15 protein-coding genes are annotated in these 15216 nt (G+C 72.7%); 8 read left to right on the top strand and 7 right to left on the bottom strand.

Going from position 1 to position 15216, the window contains the following annotated elements:
* Positions 1 to 58: 58 nt before the first annotated feature.
* The gene (locus tag AC0VY3_RS29515) at positions 59 to 991 is read left to right on the top strand and encodes an aldo/keto reductase (protein ID WP_103509974.1); all 933 of its coding nucleotides are present in this window, start codon (positions 59 to 61) and stop codon (positions 989 to 991) included.
* 32 nt (positions 992 to 1023) lie between these two features.
* Here the strand turns inward: AC0VY3_RS29515 and AC0VY3_RS29510 are convergent, their stop codons facing one another.
* From AC0VY3_RS29510 to AC0VY3_RS29495, 4 genes are all read right to left on the bottom strand, one after another.
* Positions 1024 to 1734 carry a haloacid dehalogenase type II gene (locus tag AC0VY3_RS29510; RefSeq protein WP_103509975.1) on the bottom strand — a complete coding sequence of 237 codons (711 nt, stop codon included), beginning with the start codon at positions 1732 to 1734 and terminating at the stop codon, positions 1024 to 1026.
* Positions 1722 to 1892, bottom strand: a complete 171-nt coding sequence (locus AC0VY3_RS29505) for a hypothetical protein (protein ID WP_475550985.1) — start codon at positions 1890 to 1892, stop codon at positions 1722 to 1724. Before AC0VY3_RS29505 ends, AC0VY3_RS29510 begins: the two co-directional genes overlap by 13 nt.
* 12 nt (positions 1893 to 1904) lie before the next feature.
* On the bottom strand, positions 1905 to 2474 hold the full coding sequence (locus AC0VY3_RS29500; protein ID WP_475551751.1) for a hypothetical protein: 570 nt from the start codon (positions 2472 to 2474) through the stop codon (positions 1905 to 1907).
* Positions 2475 to 2598: 124 nt separating this feature from the next.
* Positions 2599 to 4620 carry a hypothetical protein gene (locus AC0VY3_RS29495; protein ID WP_475550984.1) on the bottom strand — a complete coding sequence of 674 codons (2022 nt, stop codon included), beginning with the start codon at positions 4618 to 4620 and terminating at the stop codon, positions 2599 to 2601.
* Between the two features lie 269 nt (positions 4621 to 4889).
* Between AC0VY3_RS29495 and AC0VY3_RS29490 the strand changes: the two genes are divergently transcribed.
* Positions 4890 to 5483, top strand: a complete 594-nt coding sequence (locus AC0VY3_RS29490) for a hypothetical protein (RefSeq protein WP_475550983.1) — start codon at positions 4890 to 4892, stop codon at positions 5481 to 5483.
* 155 nt (positions 5484 to 5638) lie between these two features.
* Positions 5639 to 6850: a glycosyltransferase family protein gene (locus tag AC0VY3_RS29485; protein ID WP_103509979.1), complete on the top strand. Its 1212-nt coding sequence runs from the start codon at positions 5639 to 5641 to the stop codon at positions 6848 to 6850.
* Between the two features lie 107 nt (positions 6851 to 6957).
* On the opposite strand, the gene AC0VY3_RS29480 is transcribed toward AC0VY3_RS29485, so the two are convergent.
* A complete protein-coding gene (locus AC0VY3_RS29480; RefSeq protein ID WP_103509998.1) occupies positions 6958 to 7374 on the bottom strand; it encodes a DUF192 domain-containing protein in 417 nt (138 codons plus the stop codon).
* Between the two features lie 125 nt (positions 7375 to 7499).
* On the opposite strand from AC0VY3_RS29480, the gene AC0VY3_RS29475 reads away from it, so the two are divergent.
* The 3 genes from AC0VY3_RS29475 (at position 7500) to AC0VY3_RS29465 (ending at position 9792) form a co-directional block, all read left to right on the top strand.
* Positions 7500 to 8297, top strand: coding sequence for a prepilin peptidase (locus AC0VY3_RS29475; RefSeq protein ID WP_475550982.1), 798 nt, complete (start codon positions 7500 to 7502; stop codon positions 8295 to 8297).
* A 59-nt stretch (positions 8298 to 8356) separates the two neighbouring features.
* A complete protein-coding gene (locus tag AC0VY3_RS29470; RefSeq protein WP_475550981.1) occupies positions 8357 to 9208 on the top strand; it encodes a class I SAM-dependent methyltransferase in 852 nt (283 codons plus the stop codon).
* 137 nt (positions 9209 to 9345) lie between these two features.
* Positions 9346 to 9792, top strand: coding sequence for a hypothetical protein (locus tag AC0VY3_RS29465; protein ID WP_103509982.1), 447 nt, complete (start codon positions 9346 to 9348; stop codon positions 9790 to 9792).
* 71 nt (positions 9793 to 9863) lie between these two features.
* Here AC0VY3_RS29465 and AC0VY3_RS29460 read toward each other — a convergent pair whose 3' ends face one another.
* Both AC0VY3_RS29460 and mgrA read right to left on the bottom strand, forming a co-directional pair.
* Positions 9864 to 11057 carry a winged helix DNA-binding domain-containing protein gene (locus AC0VY3_RS29460; RefSeq protein WP_475550980.1) on the bottom strand — a complete coding sequence of 398 codons (1194 nt, stop codon included), beginning with the start codon at positions 11055 to 11057 and terminating at the stop codon, positions 9864 to 9866.
* Positions 11058 to 11387: 330 nt separating this feature from the next.
* Positions 11388 to 12437, bottom strand: coding sequence for an L-glyceraldehyde 3-phosphate reductase (mgrA, locus tag AC0VY3_RS29455; RefSeq protein WP_103509984.1), 1050 nt, complete (start codon positions 12435 to 12437; stop codon positions 11388 to 11390).
* 262 nt (positions 12438 to 12699) lie between these two features.
* Between mgrA and AC0VY3_RS29450 the strand changes: the two genes are divergently transcribed.
* Both AC0VY3_RS29450 and AC0VY3_RS29445 read left to right on the top strand, forming a co-directional pair.
* Positions 12700 to 13461, top strand: a complete 762-nt coding sequence (locus tag AC0VY3_RS29450; protein WP_103509985.1) for an isoprenyl transferase — start codon at positions 12700 to 12702, stop codon at positions 13459 to 13461.
* 384 nt (positions 13462 to 13845) lie between these two features.
* Positions 13846 to 15168: a PhoH family protein gene (locus AC0VY3_RS29445; RefSeq protein WP_103509986.1), complete on the top strand. Its 1323-nt coding sequence runs from the start codon at positions 13846 to 13848 to the stop codon at positions 15166 to 15168.
* The last annotated feature ends 48 nt before the right edge of the window (positions 15169 to 15216 follow it).

Below are 15216 nucleotides of genomic sequence, written 5' to 3'. Positions count from 1 at the left end.
GCGGGAGGGGCCGACCACATCGTTGTCGGGACCGCCGCCGCTCGGAGATCATCTCGGCATGACATCAGAGACGATCACGGCGGCGGCATCCGGCACCTGGACCCTCGGCGACCTCGTGGTCAACCGCATCGGGTTCGGGACGATGCGGTTGCCGCAGCAGGGCGAAGCGTTCGACGTCGACGCGGTGCCGGGCGACCGCGACCGGGCGATACGGGTGCTGCGCCGCGCCCGCGAACTCGGCGTGAACCACATCGACACCGCCGCGTTCTACTTCTCGCGGCTCCGCTCCGCCAACGAGCTGATCAACAGCGCGCTGGCGCCCTACCCCGACGACCTCGTCATCACCACCAAGGTCGGACCCGGCCGCGACCCCTCGGGAGGGTGGCAGAACCACGCCACACCCGGGCAGTTGCGCGGGCAGGTCGAGGAGAACCTCCGCCAGCTCGGCCGCGATCACCTCGACGTGGTGAATCTGCGCATCGTGGGCACCGACTCGATCGCCGAGCGCTTCGGCGCGCTGGCCGAACTGCGCGAGGCCGGGCTGATCCGTCACCTCGGCGTCTCCAACGTCTGCCCCGCACAGCTCGCCGAAGCCCGCGCCATCGCACCGGTTGTCTGTGTGCAGAACAAGTACGGGCTCGGATCCCCGCCCGACCAGGACGCGTTCCTGCGGGACTGCGGTGAGCAGGGCATCGCCTTCGTGCCCTTCTACGCCATCGCGGGCGCCGGGCGCGAGGCGGGCGCCGCCCCGGACGCGGACGCCGGCACCGATGCGCTGCTCACCGTCGCCCGCGCGCACGGCGCGAGCACGGCGCAGGTCCGGCTGGCCTGGACGCTGCACCGCGGGCCCCATGTGCTCGCCATCCCCGGCACCGGAAACCCGGACCACCTCGCCGCCAACGTCGCCGCCGGAGCCCTGCGGCTGTCCGACGACGAACTCGCCGCCCTGGAAGCCCTCCACCGGGGCGGCGAGGCGGGCATGAAGCGATAGGCGATGGAGGAACCGACCGGCCCGGAGCGACCTCATACGCCCTGGGGGAGCTCCAGTTGCCGGGCCAGGTCCGCCAGGTCCTCCGCGCACAGGTCGAACCGGTCCGAGGGCGCGGGCGGGTCGCCGACCGGACGGGCCACATGGGCCGTGCGCAGGCCCAGCGCCTGTGCGCCCCGCAGGTCCCAGGCGTGGGCGGCGACCATCAGCAGGCGCTCCGGCGGCCGCCCGGCGACGGTGACGGCCAGCCGGTAGACCGCCGGGTCCGGCTTGTAGGCGCGGGCGTCCTCGGCGGAGAGGGCCTGGTGCCAGCGCAGTCCTGCGTGGGCGTTCAGTTCCAGCAGCGCCGTCCGGCTCGCGTTGGAGAGGCCGATCAGCGGGAAGCGTCCGGCGAGCCGGGCCAGCCCCGCCACGGTGTCGGGCCACGGCGGGAGGCGGCGGGCCGCACCGGCCAGTTCCGCCACGGCGGCCGGGTCCTCGACCCCGGCGGCCTCCGCCACGAGCCGGGCGGCCTCGCGGTCGAGGGCGTCGCTGGGGAGGTAGGGCCGTTCGCCGTCGAGGATCCGGCGCTGCTCGCGCTCGATGTGCCGCTGCCACAGCAGCAGAAGCCGGTCGGTCCCGGGGGCGTCCGGGGCCGGGCCGTGGGACGGGGCCAGGGCGCGGATGCCGGCGCGGAGTCCGGCGGGTTCGTCGACGAGCGTGCCGAGCACGTCGAACACGAGGGCGTCGATCTTCAGCTCTGCCACGGTGCGGTCTCCTCCAGAGGGTGGGCGGCAGAGCGAACAACACCGCGACAGCGGCCTTCCATGCCCTGCTCCACCATGACCGTGCCCTGCTTCACGGCGGCCGTGCCCTGCGACACCATCACCGTGCCCTGCTCCACCATGACCGTGCCCTGCTTCACCGCGACCGTGCGCTACTTCACCGTGATCGACCCCACGAACGCGTCCAGATCCTCCGCGTCGACCGCGTCCTTCACCGCGTTCAGGCGCACCACGAACGGCACGCCCTTCGAGTCCACGCCCGCGACCAGGACCCCGGTCATCGGAGTCCCCGCGTTCGGGGTGTCCTCCTGGCCGTCCGCCGTGAAGTCGTAGTCGATCCGGCGGGCGTCGCGCGCCTCGCCGGCGCTGTCCGGGCCCGCGAGGCGTACGTCCTCCGTGGCCTTGCGGGTGGAGCTCATCCCGATGCCCGCGCCCGCCGCCGCCGCTGCCCCGGCCGCGTCGTGCACGCCCGTGGCGAAGTCCAGCTGGACCGAGACCATACCGGTCCGGATGCCGTCCTCCTCCTTGAGCGCGACGGCCGCGTTGGCCTTGGCCCGCTCGCCCGCGGGCTGTTCCGCGTACCCCTCGTTCTTCGGGTAGCCGACGCGCAGGCTGCCGGTGTCCAGCGTGCCCCAGCCCTCGGGCACGGAGGCGGTGTCCTCGCCGCCGCCGCATCCGGCCAGCAGCACGGCCGCCGCGACGGCCACCGCGGCAGCCGTCACCCGCCGCCGGGCCTTCCGCGAGCCCCGCACGCCCTGAGCACCCCCTGTGTCCTGAGTGCTCCACGCCGTGCGTGCCGTCCGTGTCATCCGCGTTCCGGTACTCATCGTCCCTGTCACCGCCCGTTCAGTTCGCGCAGTAGCTGTACGGAAGATACGTGCGCCGGTCGCCCTGCGGGGCCCCGAGGAACTGCGCGTCTTCCAGCGACTCCTTCTTCTGCTCCGTGGAGACCGAGAAGCCGAGGCTCATCCCGAGGGAGATCTCGAAGCCGAACTCCTGGGCGTCGCTCTCACCGGTGTACCGCATGCTGCTGGACAGCCCGTCCTCGAACATCAGCTGCTGGAAGGGGTCGTTGCCCTCCGGGCGGTTCTCCATGCCGTGGTCGCCGAAGAGGTACTCGAACGGGGCGGTGTTGTTGCCCGAGCCGCCCAGCCACTGTTCGGCGACGGCCCGGTTCGCCTCGGTCGCCGCGTCCGTGTCCTTGCCGAAGACGATCGAGTTGGTCACCACGTCGATGCCGGTCTCGCCCGAGGAGTCGGAGGCGCTGCCCTTGCCGCCGCGCTTGTCCTGGCCGCTCTCGCCGTTGTCGCCGCCGACCTCCACCTTGCCGGAGGTCGAACCGCTCTCCACCGTCTGCGTCATGTCGATACGGACGATCCTGCCGGTCTTCTGGTCGCGGGTGACGGTGATCGCGCCGGTGCGGTTCTGCTTGGCGCCCACGGTCCCCTTGACCGGCCCGACGTTCCCGTCGGCCTTGCCCTCCAGTTCGAGCTTGGCGGTGTACGTGTACGACTCGTTGCCGTTCACGTCGTCCTTGGTGATCGTCACCTCGGGCGAGAACTTCGCCTTGCCGCCCAGTTTGGCGCCGAGTTCGTCCTCGTCGCCGCCCTTGACGGAGAGGCCGCCGTCCGCGTAGGCGTTGAGACCGACGGTCGAGTAGGAGATCTTCTTGTCGCCGATCTTCTTCTCGATGTCCTCCTTCTTCTCCGCCCACTTCATCGCGGAGTACCAGCCGCCGCCGTAGGCGCCGCTGTGTTTGGTGGAGGTCTCCCACATCTTCATTTCCTCGATGTCGTCCCGCATCTTCTGCGCCTCCTCCTCGCTGGAGAAGATCCAGGTGTCACCGTTGGTGATCTTGATGCCGCCGCCGATGTCGACATCCGCCTTGCCGAGGCTGCCGAGCTTCACACCCGGGGTGCCGGCGATGGCCCCGGCGGAGGCGGCGTCGGTGAACGTCATGGAGACGACCTTGTCGTTGCCGTCGACCTTCCCGTCACCGTTCACATCGGTGCTCGCCTGCGAGACCTTCTGCTGGAAGCCGTACTCCTCGCCCCACTCGAACCAGCCGATCTTGACCTTGCCGCCCGCCGTGTCCGAGATGGTGGAGATCTGGCACATCTTGGGCTCGTAGTCCGCGTCGGTCTTCGGCTTCGCCTCCGGGTCCTGGCCGCCGGAGGAACAGGAACCGCCGCCACCGGCCAGCGAGCTGATCGCGCACCGCAGCCGCTCCCCGATCTTCCCGCCGACCCCGGCCATCGCCATCGCGCCGATCAGCATGGTGACGAGGACGACGAGACCCAGGTACTCCATCGCGGTCGCGCCGCCGTCCCGCCAGTTGTACGAGTACCGGGGCGGCTCCGGCGTCCGGGTGGCGCGCTCCTCCAGCAGCCGGTCGACCGCCACCCCCGACGCCGCACCGGCCGCCAGCGAGACGGCCGGCATGAGGACGCCCTCGATGCCGACGACCTCCCCGGCGACGGCGAAGCCGTACACCAGGCCGGCCAGCGGTACGGCCAGGGCGGCGAGCAGATACAGGGTGCGGGAGGACTCGCGGTGCTCGTCCGGGAGGATCCGGGCGGCGGCCAGGACGGTCAGGAGCGTCACGAGGAGAGCGGGCAGGTGGATCAGCGCCAGCCGCCAGCCGAAGGACTCCAACCGCGCCTCGGTGCCCAGCAGTTCGACCAGGACCCGGCTCGTGACGAACCCGGCGGCGAGATAGACGAGCGCGCCCGTCACCCAACTGCGGGTCAACGCGAAGAAGCGGCCGCCCTGTCGGCCGTGGCGTGCGGACCCCGGCCCCGCGAGGCCGTGGCGCCCCGGCGGTATATGGCCCGCACTCCGGTCTCCCCAGCCCCCGCCACCGCTCACGGTGCACCTCTCCATCGACCCCGCGCGTGTTGCCCGACGGCTGAGAGCGTACGGCCGAAAAGCTGACCCCGCCCGGGTCCCCGGTCCCAAAGCCGGGCCCAAGTGCGGGCGGCGGATGCGGTGTTGCGACGGGGCATGGCGGCCGTTCCGCTTGGGGCCGGCCGTGGGCCCGTGGGCCCACGCCGCCCCGGTCGCCGCTCAGTACGCTCACTGGTGCCGGGGGTCGCCGACCACGACGCCGCGATGCAGAGCGATGGGGGTGGGTGTCCATGGGTGCCGGATTCTTCTACTCGTACCACCTGGGATGGACCCGGCTGGACGCCCGGACGCTGCTGGGCGACCTGGAGGCCGAGGGGCTCCGCGCGGCCCACCCGGTGACCGGCCGCACGGTGCTCGTCAGCCTCGACTCCGCCTCCCTGGGCGCGCGTTCGCCCGTCACCCGCGAGCAGTTGCTGTCCATCGCCGGACTCCAGCGGCTGCACGAGGTCGGCTTCCGGTTGTGGACCGGCACGGGCCTCGACCTCCTGGTGCGCATCCGGCGGGCCCGGGCCGGTGTCGTCGCCGTCGAGTTCTCCGTCGGTGAGCTGCCCGTGCCGGAACGGGAGCGTGCGGTGAGCGCCATCCGGCGGACGGTGGGACGGGCCTCGGTGCTGTGCATCGGCTTCGTCGTCGACCGCGGCGGCGAGACGGCCACCACCGACTGGGACGGCGTCGTCATCGAGGGCGCAGCACACCTCGACAGCTGGCCGGACACGGTCGCCGTACGGGACGAGACGGCGGCCCGGCACCCGCAGCTGGCGGTCATGGACGCGGTGGAGATGTCGCCGTGGAAGGTGTTCGGGAACGAGGTGCTCGGCGTCTGAGCGGTGCCGGTCGGCGGTGCCGGCCGGGCCGCCGTGGGACGCCGGCCGTGGTGCCGGGCGGTGTTCTCCGCCACGGGCGGTGCCCGCCCCCGCCCGTGGCGGAGAACGCGGGCCCGTGGCGGGAAACGTCCCCCGGCGACGTCATAATCGGCCGTATGTCCGATCACCAGCTCCGCACCCGGACGCCCGCCGGTCCGGCCCCGGGCCCCCGCACCCCCGGGTCCCGGGCCGCCGCCGCGTTCCGGGCCGCCGCGCCCGCGCTCGCGGTCTATGCCGCCGTGCGGGCCCTGGGGCTCCTGGCCTTCTGGGCGGCCGCCTCCGCCGCCGGGAAGAACCCGCTGGGGCCGCTCGGCGGACGCTGGGACTCCGTCTGGTACCAGCGCATCGCCGAGCACGGCTACCGCTACACCGTCACCCTCCCGGACGGCTCCGTCCACTCCGACCTGGCGTTCTTCCCGCTCCTCCCGGCCCTGGAACGCGCCCTCTCCGAGGTGACCCCGCTCACCCTCGGCGGCGCCGGCCTCCTGGTCGCCTGGACCGCCGGGCTGCTCGCCGCCTGGGGCATCTTCGCCGTCGGCGCCCAGCTGCGCGGACGGCGTACGGGCGTGGTGCTGGCCGCGCTCTGGGGCGTGTACCCGACGGCGTTCGTCCAGTCGATGGCGTACACGGAGACCCTGTTCACCGCCCTGGCCGCCTGGGCGCTGTACGCCGTCCTCAAGGGCCGCTGGATCGTCGCGGGCGCGCTGACCGTCCTGGCGGGCCTCACCCGGCCCACGGCGGCGGCACTCATCGCCGCCCTGGCGATCACCGCCGCCGTCACCCTCGTACGCGAGTACCGCGCGGGCGACGGCGACGGTGGCGGCATCGGTCCGGTCCTGCGCCGCAACGCCCGGATGATCGCCGGCGTGACGCTCGCACCGCTCGGCTGGCTGGCGTACGTGGTGTTCGTCGCCGTACGCGAAGGCAGCCCGTTCGCCTACTTCGACGTCCAGGCGCAGTGGGGCAACAACATCGACGGCGGCCGCGCGCTCGCCGCCTTCATCGCCGGGCTCCCGTGGCCCGCCGCCCTCGGCCTGTGCGCGGCGCTCGGGCTGCTCGGGTGGCTGGTGGTGCTCTGCGTACGGCAGCGGCAGCCGCTCCCGGTTCTCGTCTACGCCCTCACGATCGTCGTCATCTCGCTGATCGGCGCCGGATACTTCGGCTCCCGGCCGCGCCTGATGATGCCCGCGTTCCCGCTGCTGCTCCCGCCCGCCGTCGCCCTGCTGCGGCTGCGCACCACGGGACGTACGGCCGCCGTGCTCGCCGTCCTGGCCTGCGCGTCCGCCGGTTACGGAGCCTGGACCCTGCTGGGCGCGGGCCCGCCGTAAGCCCGGACCTGCCCGGGCGCGGGCCCGCCGTGAGGCCGCATCCTCCTGGCTAGGACCTGTCGTCGAACTGCCGCCTGCCGCGCCACCAACCTGTCCGAGCCGCACACCTAGCGGGTCTCCGGCGCGGTGGCCGGTGCCGCCCTCAGCTCCACCCGTACGCCGGGACGCATCCCCCACCGCTCCATCGCCCCGGCCTCCGCCTCCACCACATGCCGGGCCCGCAGCCGGGGCAGGCCGAGGCGGCCGGGCTTCATCGTGCGGACGGCCAGCACGGTGAACTTCCGGTCCAGGTACGCCACATCGATCGGGAACCGCATCCGGAAGGTGTGCACACTCCCGCACGGCGTGAGCATCATCGCCCCCTCGATCCCGTCCCGCCCGAGCAGCCCCCGGGTACGGGCCCGGTACGAGGCCGCTATCCGCAGCGGCACCACCCGGGCCCCCGCCGCCGCCCCCGGCCCGGCCCCGGCCCCGGAGTCCGTGCCGACCGTGAGCGTCCCGTCGCCATCGCGCCATGTCCTCATGGGCACCGACCGTAGCCCCGGCCGGACGCCGGTGGTTCCCGAACGCCCACGCCTGGGCCCTGAGAGGTCATTCCTGGGCCCCCGGGCCCAAGACCCCTGTTCCTGCCGCCCGTTAGGGTCGTCCCGTGGACGCCGTGCTGCTCGCCGTCGCCGCGGTCTGGGGTGCCGTCACCGGACTGCTGATCCCGCGTGCCGCCTACCGGTTCGCCGTCGAGCCGGAGGAGCCCTGGCGTACGGCGTGCCCCGCCGGCCATCCGCTCACCGGCCCGGCCCGCGGCTGGCTCGGCCCGGCCCGTTGCGCGCCCTGCGCCGCCCCGGGGACGCCCGCCGCACCCGAGGACGACTCCGCCGCCGAAACTCCCGCCCCGGGAGCACCGCCCGGCTACGCCCCCGGCGTCCTCGCCCCCCTGGTCACCGTGGCCGCCTGTGTCGCGCTCGCCGCCGCCACCGGGGTCAGGCCCGAACTCGTCGGGTGGCTGGCGCTGGCCCCGGTCGCCGTGCTCCTCGCCGTCGTCGACCGGCGGGTCCACCGGCTGCCCGACCCGCTGACCCTGCCGCTGGCGGCCGCGGCCGTCCTGCTCCTCGGCGGCGCCGCACTGCTTCCCGGACACGCCGGATCCTGGACCTCCGGCCTGCTGGGCGGCCTGGCCCTCGGCGGCTTCTACTTCCTGCTCTTCCTGATCAACCCGAACGGCATGGGCTTCGGCGATGTGAAGCTCGCCCTCGCCCTGGGCGTGGCCCTCGGCTGGTACGGCTGGACCGTGCTGTTCCTGGGCGGGTTCGCCGGGTTCCTCTTCGGGGCGGCGTACGGACTCGGCCTGGTGCTGCTGCGCCGGGCCGGGCGCAGGACGGGCATCCCGTTCGGCCCGTTCATGATCGCCGGGGCGCTGACCGGGCTGCTGCTGGGGGCGCTCGCGGTGTGAGAGGGGGGCTTGCCCGGAATCCGTTCGCGCGCCCCGCGACCGCCTGACACGATTCCCGTATGCCCGAACCATCCGCTCCCGCCCCTTCCGGCCGCCCCTCCGGCTCCGCCGACCCCTCCGGACCCTCCGGCACTTTTGCCTCCCCGGCCTCCCGCGACCGGTTCGAGACTCTCGTCGCCGAGGCCGACGCGGTCTCCGTGGACGGATGGGACTTCTCCTGGCTCGACGGCCGGGCCACCGAGGAACGCCCCTCCTGGGGGTACGCCCGCGCGATGGCCGAGCGGCTCGGCCGGGCCCACGCCGCGCTCGACCTCCAGACCGGGGGCGGCGAGGTGCTGGCCGCCGCGCCGAAGCTTCCGCCGGTCACCGTCGCCACGGAGGCCTGGCCGCCGAACGTCGCCCGCGCCACCGCCCTGCTGCACCCGCTCGGCGCGGTCGTCGTCGCCGACGCGGACGAACCTCCGCTGCCCTTCGGCGACGCCGCCTTCGACCTGGTGGTCAGCCGTCATCCGGTCACCACGTGGTGGGAGGAGATCGCGCGCGTCCTGACCCCCGGCGGCACGTACTTCTCGCAGCAGGTCGGCCCGGCCAGCGTCTTCGAACTCGTGGAGTACTTCCTCGGGCCGCAGCCGCCCGAGGTCCGCCGCGGCCGGCACCCGGAGGACGCGCGGGCCGCCGCGACGGCGGCCGGTCTCGACGTGGTGGACCTGCGCTCCGAGACCCTGCGCACCGAGTTCCGCGACATCGGCGCGGTGGTCTACTTCCTGCGCAAGGTGATCTGGATGGTGCCCGGATTCACCGTCGAGCGGTACCGGCCCCAACTGGCCGCGCTGCACCGGCAGATCGAGGAGGAAGGACCGTTCCGGGCCCGCACCGCGCGCTTCCTGATCGAGGCCCGCAAGCCCCGGTAGCGGCCGCCGGATCGCGGCCGGCCGGTCAACCGGCCTACCCCGTACGCCAGTTCAGCCTTGTCCCGGAGGCAACGGGATCGGGCGGGCCGCCGTCCTACTCATCGGGACGCACGCACAGCGAAGGAGTGGAAGCGCTCATGACCGTGGAGAGGGAAGACTGTGCGGGGCCGGCCGGGCGCGCGCGGCACGGCAACGCCGACTGGCTCACGGGGGCCAGGATCACCGCCGTCCTCGGGGTCTACTACCGGCCCGAGGGCCGGGCGGGCGAGCCGGAGGCCGTGGAGTTCGTCCTCGCGGAGGACCAGTCCGTCCTGCTGACCTGCGCCTCCGACCGGACGTTACGCGTCACCCCGGGCACCTGGCCGCGGCTGCCCGACTGGTGCGTACCGGCGAGCCGCTGGCAGCACGCCCCGCCCGCCCTCCTGCCGCCGGTGCCGTACGGGGGAGCGTGGACGGTGGTGGGCACCCAGGAGCTCAGGGACGCCGACGGGGAGGTGCTCCAGGCCGTGATCCGGTGCGAGGAAGGGGACTTCGTGGTGACCGCCGGGGACACGATGGCGGTCCGCTTCGACCCCCGCCCCTGACCCGCGCTGCCGCGCCCCGCCCCACGCCGGGCCCCTCCCGTACGCGCACGTCACCTGCCCGCATGCCTGCCCTACGCATGCGGCCCCACCGTCACCGGGCCGACCGTCAGGTCCGCCGTGCCCTCCATGATCGCGGCGACCCGCTCCACCTGCTCCTCCAGCGCCCGCAGCCGGGGCCTGGACAGGGGCTTCAGCGGCTCCACCGTCACCGCGATCCGGCGGCCCGAGCGGCGCTGGTGCCAGACGCCCGCCACCGTGCCGTCCACCAGCAGCACCGGGAAGTTCCCCGCCTGCCCGCCACCGAGGGCCCGTTCGTACGCCGCCCCCGGGAACAGCTTCTCGCGGGGCCACGAGGCGATGGCGAACGCGTCGAAGTACGGGAGCAGGCGCACGCCCCGTACCCGCTCCGCCGGGAAGTCCGTGTCGCCCGCGACCGCCCAGGCCGGGCCCTCGCCCGCGAACGCCACCTCCTCGATCGCCCCCGACGCCGCCAGCGCGGCGAACCCCTCGGCCGCCCAGGACCTCGGCGCGGCCAGCCAGCGGGCGAAGTGCGCGGGGGTGGCGGGCCCGTACGCGTACAGGTACCGCTCGATCAGGGCCGTCAGCGCCCCGGGGCCGGGCAGCGGAGTGCACCCGGGGTTGGTGTACGTCGCCTTCCGGCCCCGGTTCGGGGCGTAGGCGAGGGCGCCCCGGTGGCCCGCCAGGTGCAGGACCTGCCGCCAGCGCGGCCACATCGCCTGGAACCCGGGCATCACCAGGTCCCCGGCCCACGGCCCGGTCCGCGCGACGACCTCCTCGGAGAGCTCGTCGATGGTGAGCTCCGTCCCGGTCAGCGCCGCCGCGACGGCCGCGACGACCTGCTCCACCTGGTCCGGAGTCATGCGGGCGTCCTTGGCGAAGGGGCTCGTGCCCGTCGGTACGGCGGACAGCGCGCCGGTCCACAGGGGCAGATCCGCCGCGGGCAGCAGATGGACCGTGCCCCGCGGCCCGAACGTCTTGACCAGGCTCCGGTCGGTCCACAGAGCCGTACGGACGTCCGTACGGGTCGTTCCGTCCCTGCGCAGCCCCACGGACAGCTCGGCCGCCGACAGCACCTGGGCGTGCGCGCCGAGCATCGCGGCCACCGCCTCGCGGGGGGAGGCGAAGGGCGACGCACCGCCGGCTCCGTCCGGGTGGAGGTGCTGGCGGGCCAGCCTCCGGGCGTTCGCCCCGGCCCAGGTCACGGTCGTGGCCGGGGTCGCGGTCCCCCGGGGTCGTGTCGTCATGCCTCGAACCTAGAACCCCTGGAGGTCAGGATCTGTCCTCCACCCCGCCCGGCGGCGTCAAGGCGGCGGCGTCCGGCGACCCCTCGATACGAGGGCCGATATCGGGGGTCCGGCGCGCGTGTGTCCTGCTCGGAGCGCGGTCCGGTGAATCCGGAGAGTGATGGTGGAGTGGCGTGGCACGCGCCGGCACTTACGAAGGGTTATGGTGGAAACCCCCCCCTCGGGCCGGTCCGTATCCCCCCCCACGGACCGGCCCGTTTTTTGTGGGCCGGAGCCAGGCCCCGAGCCCGGGCCGAAGATCCCGCGGGCCGGAGCCCCGCTGAGCCGATGTCAGCTGCGGCCGGCCCAGATGTTCGTGCCCGCCGTGTCCACGGCGAAGACGTCGATCTCGTTCAGCTCCTCGGCGGTCAGCGCCGGACCCGCGAGGGCCGCCACGTTCTCCTCCAGCTGCTTGACGCTGGACGCGCCGATCAGCGCCGAGGTCATCCGGCTGTCGCGCAGCACCCACGCGATGGCGAGCTGGGCGAGCGACTGGCCGCGGCCCCGCGCGATGTCGTTGAGCCCGTTGAGCCGGCGGACCACCTCGTCGGAGAGCAGGCCCGGGTCGAGGGACTTGCCCTGGGTGGCGCGAGAGCCCTCCGGGATGCCCTGCAGATACTTGTTCGTGAGCAGGCCCTGGGCGAGCGGCACGAAGGAGATGCAGCCCATCCCGGCCGCCTCCAGGGTGTCGAGCAGCCCGTCGTCCTCGATCCAGCGGTTGATCATGGAGTACGACGGCTGGTGGATCAGCGCCGGTACACCCATCTCCTTGAGCAGCCCGGCCGCCTCGGCGGTCTGCTCCGCGTTGTACGAGGAGACGCCCACGTACAGCGCCTTGCCCTGCTGGACGGCGGACGCCAGGGCGCCCATCGTCTCCTCCAGCGGGGTGTGCGGGTCGAAGCGGTGCGAGTAGAAGACGTCGACGTAGTCCACGCCCATCCGCTTGAGGGAGGCGTCGAGCGAGGACAGCAGGTACTTCCGCGAGCCCCACTCGCCGTACGGGCCGGGGTGCATCAGATAACCGGCCTTGGTCGAAATGACCAGTTCGTCACGGTACGGTGCGAAATCCTGGGCGAAGAGCTTGCCGAAGTTCAGCTCGGCCGAACCGGGCGGCGGGCCGTAGTTGTTGGCCAGGTCGAAGTGGGTGACGCCGAGATCGAAGGCGCGGCGCAGGATCGCCCGCTGGGAGTCCAGCGCCCGGTCGTCGCCGAAGTTGTGCCACAGGCCCAGCGAGAGGGCGGGCAGCTTGAGGCCGCTGCGCCCGGTCCGGCGGTACTCCATGGAGTCGTAGCGCGTATCGGCGGCACGGTAATACAGGTCGGGGGAGAGGTAATCAGTCACGTTTCATTCCTTATCACGGAGTTGTGACAGACCGGGTTGGGCCCCCGTGACCCGATCGCAGTAATGTGGCCGCTTCGGGGAACGCCGATGTGCGGCGCGGCGAAGGCCCGCGCGGCCCGTGCCAGTGGTAGAGGTACGGCCGCCGAGGGATCGCGCGGGCGCCGCAGACCGTGCAGCGATCCCCTGTGGGGGGACGGCCCCCGGACCCCCGGCGACGGGGAGGGCGGGCCCGGGCCCGTACGGAACCGAGAGGGTGAACGCAGTGAACTTCCGCGACCTGGTGTACAGGCTCTACGCGCGCCGGGTGGAAGGCCGCCTGGACCACGACCAGGTGCCGAAGCACATCGGGGTCATCCTCGACGGCAACCGGCGGTGGGCCAAGGCCTCCGGCGGATCGGCCGTGCAGGGCCACCAGGCCGGTGCGGACAAGATCTCCGAGCTGCTCGGCTGGTGCGACGAGACCGATGTCGAGGTCGTCACCCTCTGGATGCTGTCCACGGACAACTTCGACCGGCCCGAGCACGAGCTGAAACCGCTGCTCGGCATCATCGAGAACACCGTGCGCAACCTCGCCGCGGACGGGCGCTGGCGCGTCCACCACGTCGGCACGCTCGACCTGCTTCCGGCCGAGACGCAGACGGTCCTCAAGGAGGCCGAGGAGTCGACGTCCGGTATCGACGGAATAATCGTCAATGTCGCAGTCGGCTACGGCGGCCGCCAGGAGATCGCGGACGCGGTCCGCTCGCTGCTCCTGGAGCACTCCGAGAAGGGCACCAGCTTCGAGGAGCTGGCCGAGGTCGTCTCCACCGACCTGATCTCCGAGCACCTCTACACCCGGGGCCAGCCCGACCCGGACCTGGTGATCCGGACCAGCGGCGAGCAGCGGCTGTCGGGCTTCATGCTCTGGCAGAGCGCCCATTCGGAGTACTACTTCTGCGAGGTCTTCTGGCCGGCCTTCCGCAAGGTCGACTTCCTTCGGGCGCTGCGCGACTACGCCGCCCGCCACCGCCGCTACGGCGCCTGAACGGCCCTGCCGCACCCGTACCGCCCGATGACTCCTCTATATAGGGGAGTCATCGCGTATATGAGGGGGCCATCGCGCGTCCACCGGGACTTCTCCACACCGTGTCATATGCGGCGGCATGGCTTCGCGCGATAAAGGGAATACCCCTGTCAGGTCGACGTCCGGTCATCAACCAGGCGGATGTCGTGTCCAAGTGAGCGGCGCCAAGACCGCTCGCCCGGGAGGCCCTTTGCACACGAAGGACCGTACACAGCGTGCGGCCGACGCGGAGGCCGTGGTCCGGCCCGCGCAGTGGGGCCCGATCCCGGTCCGTCCTCTCCCTTCGGGAAGCTCCGCGACCGTTCGTCGCACTCCCCGACCTCGTCCGAGGGGGTACGTCCTTCCGTGGTGACCAGTACTAAGCGCCGCATGCCCGACAGGCGCACCTACGTTCTCGACACCAGCGTCCTGCTGGCCGACCCCGGCGCCATGGCCCGCTTCGACGAGCACGAAGTCGTGCTGCCGATCGTGGTGGTCACGGAACTGGAGGCCAAACGGCACCATCCGGAGCTCGGCTACTTCGCCCGGCAGGCCCTGCGCCTGCTGGACGACTTCCGGGTCCGGTACGGCCGGCTGGACGCCCCGATCCCGCTCGGGGATCTGGGCGGGTCGCTCCGTGTCGAGCTCAACCACTCCGATCCCGGCGTCCTGCCCGCCGGCTACCGGTTGGGGGACAACGACTCACGGATCCTCGCGGTCGCACGCAACCTCCAGGCCGAGGGGTACGACGTCACGGTCGTCTCCAAGGACCTGCCGCTCCGCATCAAGGCCTCCTCCGTGGGCCTCCTCGCCGAGGAGTACCGCGCGGAGCTCGCCATCACGGACTCCGGCTGGACCGGCATGAGCGAACTGTCCCTCGCCGGGGAACAGATCGACCTGCTGTTCAGCGAGGAGACGCTGTACGTCCCCGAGGCCGCCGAGCTGCCCGTGCACACCGGACTGGTTCTCCAGTCCGAGCGCGGCAAGGCGCTCGGCCGGGTGACGGCCGAGGGCAATGTGCGGCTCGTGCGGGGCGACCGGGAGGCCTTCGGCATCCACGGGCGCAGCGCCGAGCAGCGGATCGCCCTCGACCTCCTCCTCGACAGCGACGTCGGCATCGTGTCGCTGGGCGGACGCGCGGGCACCGGCAAGTCGGCGCTGGCCCTCTGCGCGGGGCTGGAGGCGGTGCTGGAGCGTCGGCAGCACAAGAAGGTGATGGTCTTCCGCCCGCTGTACGCGGTCGGCGGCCAGGAGCTCGGCTATCTCCCCGGCAGCGAGGCCGAGAAGATGAGCCCCTGGGCGCAGGCGGTCTTCGACACACTCTCGGCGGTCGCCGGGCGCGAGGTCATCGAGGAGGTGCTCGGGCGCGGGATGCTGGAGGTCCTGCCGCTCACCCACATCCGCGGCCGCTCGCTGCACGACGCGTTCGTGATCGTCGACGAGGCGCAGTCGCTCGAACGGAACGTCCTGCTGACCGTGTTGTCCAGAATCGGGGCGAATTCGCGTGTCGTGCTCACTCACGACGTGGCCCAGCGGGACAACCTCCGGGTCGGCCGGTACGACGGAGTCGTCGCCGTCGTCGAGAAACTGAAGGGCCATCCGCTGTTCGCCCACGTCACGCTCACGCGGTCGGAGCGTTCGCAGATCGCCGCGCTGGTGACCGAAATGCTGGAGGAAGGCCACATCTGACCCGCATGCCCCATTGATGCCGCCCGGCGAGCCAAGGAGCTTAGCCGG

Source organism: Streptomyces sp. iso_384, from assembly GCF_056172905.1.
The sequence above is the reverse complement of the archived record's forward strand: the minus strand, read 5'-3'. Positions and strand labels throughout refer to the sequence as shown.

Bases quoted from the DNA above. Each gene is read 5' to 3' on its own strand.
- AC0VY3_RS29490 (WP_475550983.1), top strand. From the start codon at position 4,890: ATGGGTGCCGGATTCTTCTACTCGTACCACCTGGGATGGACCCGGCTG.
- AC0VY3_RS29480 (WP_103509998.1), bottom strand. From the start codon at position 7,374: ATGAGGACATGGCGCGATGGCGACGGGACGCTCACGGTCGGCACGGAC.
- AC0VY3_RS29515 (WP_103509974.1), top strand. From the start codon at position 59: ATGACATCAGAGACGATCACGGCGGCGGCATCCGGCACCTGGACCCTC.
- AC0VY3_RS29470 (WP_475550981.1), top strand. From the start codon at position 8,357: ATGCCCGAACCATCCGCTCCCGCCCCTTCCGGCCGCCCCTCCGGCTCC.
- AC0VY3_RS29460 (WP_475550980.1), bottom strand. From the start codon at position 11,057: ATGACGACACGACCCCGGGGGACCGCGACCCCGGCCACGACCGTGACC.
- AC0VY3_RS29465 (WP_103509982.1), top strand. From the start codon at position 9,346: ATGACCGTGGAGAGGGAAGACTGTGCGGGGCCGGCCGGGCGCGCGCGG.
- AC0VY3_RS29485 (WP_103509979.1), top strand. From the start codon at position 5,639: ATGTCCGATCACCAGCTCCGCACCCGGACGCCCGCCGGTCCGGCCCCG.